General features: G+C 36.2%; 6 protein-coding genes and 1 pseudogene. 3 read left to right on the forward strand and 4 right to left on the reverse strand.

All coding sequences use genetic code 11. From position 1 onward, the window contains the following. The 4 genes from tnpA to EZ449_RS22305 form a co-directional block, all read right to left on the reverse strand. A partial coding sequence (tnpA, locus tag EZ449_RS22290; protein ID WP_131562947.1) for an IS66 family insertion sequence element accessory protein TnpA occupies positions 1-229 on the reverse strand: 229 nt, incomplete at its 3' end. A gap of 102 nt (positions 230-331) precedes the next feature. Further along, on the reverse strand, positions 332-1,564 hold the full coding sequence (locus EZ449_RS22295; protein ID WP_131563083.1) for an MFS transporter: 1,233 nt from the start codon (positions 1,562-1,564) through the stop codon (positions 332-334). A 102-nt stretch (positions 1,565-1,666) separates the two neighbouring features. Next, positions 1,667-1,876: a coproporphyrinogen III oxidase gene (locus EZ449_RS22300; protein ID WP_131563085.1), complete on the reverse strand. Its 210-nt coding sequence runs from the start codon at positions 1,874-1,876 to the stop codon at positions 1,667-1,669. A 196-nt stretch (positions 1,877-2,072) separates the two neighbouring features. After that, entirely contained in the window at positions 2,073-2,381 is a 309-nt protein-coding gene (locus EZ449_RS22305; protein ID WP_131563087.1) for a phosphoribosylpyrophosphate synthetase, read from the reverse strand. Positions 2,382-2,461: 80 nt separating this feature from the next. On the opposite strand from EZ449_RS22305, the gene EZ449_RS22310 reads away from it, so the two are divergent. The 3 genes and pseudogenes from EZ449_RS22310 to EZ449_RS22320 all read left to right on the forward strand — a co-directional run. Beyond that, the gene (locus tag EZ449_RS22310) at positions 2,462-2,947 is read left to right on the forward strand and encodes a DUF4442 domain-containing protein (protein WP_131563088.1); all 486 of its coding nucleotides are present in this window, start codon (positions 2,462-2,464) and stop codon (positions 2,945-2,947) included. 9 nt (positions 2,948-2,956) lie between these two features. After that, entirely contained in the window at positions 2,957-3,586 is a 630-nt protein-coding gene (locus tag EZ449_RS22315) for an AlbA family DNA-binding domain-containing protein (protein ID WP_131563090.1), read from the forward strand. A gap of 232 nt (positions 3,587-3,818) precedes the next feature. After that, positions 3,819-4,285: pseudogene (locus tag EZ449_RS22320) on the forward strand (IS1634 family transposase); the annotation flags it as partial.

Raw genomic sequence — 4,285 nt, forward strand, 5'->3', positions numbered from 1 at the left:
CCTTAACGATTACCCCGTTTGGATAGACAACATCGATAAGTGTTGGTGTGATAACAGTTGTGGCAGTAACCCTGACAAAGTTAGAAACAGCCCTTTTCCGTTTGTTGCGGGATACCCAATTGGCAAAAGTGGTGCGTTTTACCCCAAGGGTCTTACAATATTCCTGCTGGGTCATGCCACTTACACGCCAAGCCTCAACGGCTAACATTTTTTCTTCTGATGTTTTCATGAATTTATTTTTTTTCAAAGAAAAACATCTGGAGGGTCAATTAAAATATGGACTTCGTAGGCTGCTTACGTCTAGAGTCCGAAATTCACTGTTTAAAAATTTTTATTCTTCCAGATAATCTAAATCTTTGTTGAAACTCTCCTTAAGCTGACTTAAGCCAAACATCGCAATAATGGTTAAAAGCGCCATCACCATATATCCCGCAGTAATTAAACTATATCTTTTGGCCAGAAATTCGAAGAGAAAAGTAATGGGGATGAGTGCTCCTCTAACAAAGTTTGGTGCGGTGGTAGTAACTGTCGCCCTAATATTTGTTCCAAACTGTTCTGAGGCTATAGTTACGAATGTTGCCCAATAACCCACCGAAAAGCCCATAAATAAGCAAATCCAGATGAAAGAGCCACTGCTTAACCCAAAACTGGTTAAATAAACACTAACACTTACGACCGACAGTAAATGGAAAATGAAAACAGTTTTTTTTCTTGATTTTAGAACTTGGGATAATAATCCAGTTACCACATCGCCAATGGCGATACCAAAATAAGTAAACATAATTCCTGTCCCAGCTTTTAATGGTTCTGTTGCACCAAGCGCTTTTCCAAACTCAGGTGCCAAAGTAACTAAGATCCCCACTACAAACCATAATGGAATTCCTATTAATATGCAATAGAGGTATTTTAAAAATCGTTTTCTATCATTAAAGAGCATGAAAAAATTTCCTTTGGAAACTTCTTTTTGGTTGGCTGCATGTTTAAACATTCCAGATTCGAATGTACCAACACGAAGAAGAAGAAGAACCAATCCCATTCCACCACCTACGAAATATGAAGTTTGCCAAGTGTATTTTGAAGCAACAGTTGCGGCCACTGCAGCTCCTAAAAGGCCAATTGCGCCAACAATCATTGTTCCATAGCCACGCTTCTCTTTATCCATTGTTTCTGCAACAAGTGTAATCCCAGCGCCAAGTTCTCCTGCCAAACCTATGCCTGCAATAAATCTAACAATGGCATAGCTATTAACTGTAGTTACGAAGCCATTTGCAATGTTTGCTAATGAATATAAAAGAATTGAACCGAAAAGAACTTTTATCCTACCGAGTTTATCGCCTAGAACACCCCATAGTATTCCGCCCAAAAGAAGCCCGAACATTTGAGAATTAATGATTAGAAAACCATCAGACTGCATATCTTTTGCTGATACACCAATTTCTGTTAAACTTTGAACACGAACTACTGAGAAAAGAACAAGATCGTAAATATCTACAAAGTACCCTAAGGCGGCCACTATAACTAAGAAAATTACATTGCGGTTGTTGTTCTTTGATTGCGAATCCATTTCAATATTTGGTTTAATTGCTGAAAATACAAATAAGCTCAAATAAATGAAATAGATATTAAAAATAAAAGCCACTCTTGGTTTAGAGTGGCTTTTATCTACCTACATTGGAGGCATTTTTTTTGTTGTATCAGGTGGCATTGTTTTCGATGTATCAGGCGGCGTGGTCGTCTTAGTTGTATCCATCGGTGTAGTTGTAGAATCCGTCATCGTACTGTCTGAAGATCCAGCCATATTTTTAGACGAATTGCATGCTGATGTGGCAATCATTAATGTACCAGCAAAAGCAAGACTTAAGATTATTTTTTTCATAGTTTTTTATTGTTATCTATAAAGCTAACAACGTTATATTCATTTGGTTTTATTTTTTTTTCCTTATTTGCTCAAATAAAGAATGTATTTATCTGTTAATTAGCATTTTTAACTAAAATATTACCCGTTCAACATAATTTTGTTAAGCACATAATTAAAAATTGTAAGTGGTAATTGCTTAATCCTTTAAGTAATATCAGTCATGATGAATTTTCAACTTATTTAGCAATTCTGGCGAAACATTTTCTGCATAAACACCATATCCATTAACTAAAACTCCTTTTAGATTGCCAACATTTGAGGAAATTGCATACACGACTGAACTATCGGCAGGATCGGTCATTCCCTCAAATCGATGAACTTCATCAATCTCAAATTCTTCAGGCATTAATTGTAAATCTATCTCCTTACATTCCAAATTTTCTGGTGTTAAATTGAAATCGAGATTATAGCCTCGGCTATCAAGGTCGGCCAAAGCGGCTGTAACGGTATCGTAAACATGCATGATTCTAATTTACTAAAATATTACCAAAACATCATCCTTAAAACTTTAAAAGGTGATAAATCTTTCTGATATTAGTAAATATGATTATTTCTCAAAATACCCTGAAATGGGTAATGCGCTTTTATCCGCCCCTATTTTTTCAGCGCATCTGGGTTCAGAATTTTGAGGATGAATTTAGAACATGTACGGTTAAGCTAAGTAAAAGTTTTCTAAACAAGAATTACAATGGTTCTATTTTCGGTGGTACAATTTATGCTGCTACAGATCCTTTCTATGCCCTACTTTTTGACCAGTTAATGCAAAGAAGAGGTTTTAAGGTTCGGGTTTGGTTAAAAAGTGCATCTATACAATATTTAAAACCAGGTCGTTCTAACTTGTATTTCACCATCAGAGTTACCGATGAAATGATTACTGAAGCAGCACTGGCCTTGAAAACCGTAGGTAAATTTGTTAAGGCCTATCCAATGGAAATTACGAATAAGGATGGGGAGCTTTGTGCTACCGTGATGAATGAAGTTTATATCCGAAACCTGCATCAAGGCGAAACGCCAAGAGTTGCTTATTAATCTATTTTTATGCCTAGTATTAAAAGTTTGATTTTGCAGGGTGAGGGTGTCAGGCTTGATTTTAAAAAAACCATAACGAATACCGAAAAAATTGCGAAGAGCCTAGTTGCTTTCGCCAACAATAAGGGCGGTAAACTCTTAGTTGGTGTAGCTGATGATGGATCAATTAAAGGTGTAAAATCTGAAGAGGAAGAGAAATATATGATTCTAACCTCGGCACATCAGTTTTGTAAGCCCGCTATCGAGCCTTATTTCGAGGAAATTTATGTTGATGATAAATTGGTTTTGGTTGTAAACATCCCAGAAAGCGACACCAAACCTCATTACGCCTTAGATGACCAAAAAAAATGGTGGGCATACATTCGATTAGATGATAAAAGCGTTTTAGCAAGTCGCATCATTTTAGAAGTTTTAAAACAAGATCACAAAAATAATGGTGTGCTTATCTCCTATTCAGATAACGAAAAAAAACTTTTGGAATATCTGGCAGAAAATGAAAAGATAACACTCAAGGAATTTAGTAAACTGTTAAGGTGTTCTTATCGCAAGGCACAAAAGGTATTGGTAAATTTGATTCTTACCAACGTAATTAGAACACATACGTCAGAGAAGGAAGAATATTTTACAGCTGTAAAGTAAATATGCATTTTTTGGTGCTTCTTATTAAGACACAATAATTACAAATTTTAATACCTCGAAATTAACTTTAGGTGAGCAATAATTTATAAGGTTAAAAAACCGACCTTTGCAGACTTATCCTGACTTCGCCATGATTTTTTAATAAATTTCACAACGACTTGATCTTATGTTAGTTACGGTATTTGCATCGCCAATTTGGGTGACGTAAGGCGATTAAGAACTATCTTTAGGCATGTTTGTTCGCAAAAAAAAGAACCGTTCTGGCACCACTAGCATTGTGGTAGCGGTCAAGGTTCAAGGTAAATTTAAGGAGGTTAAGACAATTGGTGTCTCTAGGGATGAGGCCGAGATTGAACGTTTTTACAAGGAAGGCAAGATCTGGGCAGATAATCAGGTGAAAGGAGAAGGTTTATTCGAGCAGCATACCCAGGAGACAGATGAAGCGTACGTTACCAACCTCCTGCTTTCCAATATTGAAAATATCCTTCACAATGGCACTCAGCTTATACTAAATAGAGTATATGATTCAATTGGATATGATGCGATAGATGATTATATCCTGAGACAACTGGTTATCTCAAGACTAGATCAGCCTATGAGCAAATCTGCAACGATTGAATACCTGAAGGCACATTTTGACGAAGATCTTCATTTGGGTAAAATCTATCGTTATATGGATAAGCTCTATAATACGCAACA

This window comes from Pedobacter frigidisoli, from assembly GCF_004331675.1.
Taxonomy (GTDB): Bacteria; Bacteroidota; Bacteroidia; order Sphingobacteriales; family Sphingobacteriaceae; genus Pedobacter; species Pedobacter frigidisoli.

Bases quoted from the DNA above. Each gene is read 5' to 3' on its own strand.
- EZ449_RS22295 (WP_131563083.1), bottom strand. From the start codon at position 1,564: ATGGATTCGCAATCAAAGAACAACAACCGCAATGTAATTTTCTTAGTT.
- EZ449_RS22300 (WP_131563085.1), bottom strand. From the start codon at position 1,876: ATGAAAAAAATAATCTTAAGTCTTGCTTTTGCTGGTACATTAATGATT.
- EZ449_RS22305 (WP_131563087.1), bottom strand. From the start codon at position 2,381: ATGCATGTTTACGATACCGTTACAGCCGCTTTGGCCGACCTTGATAGC.
- EZ449_RS22310 (WP_131563088.1), top strand. From the start codon at position 2,462: ATGATTATTTCTCAAAATACCCTGAAATGGGTAATGCGCTTTTATCCG.
- EZ449_RS22315 (WP_131563090.1), top strand. From the start codon at position 2,957: ATGCCTAGTATTAAAAGTTTGATTTTGCAGGGTGAGGGTGTCAGGCTT.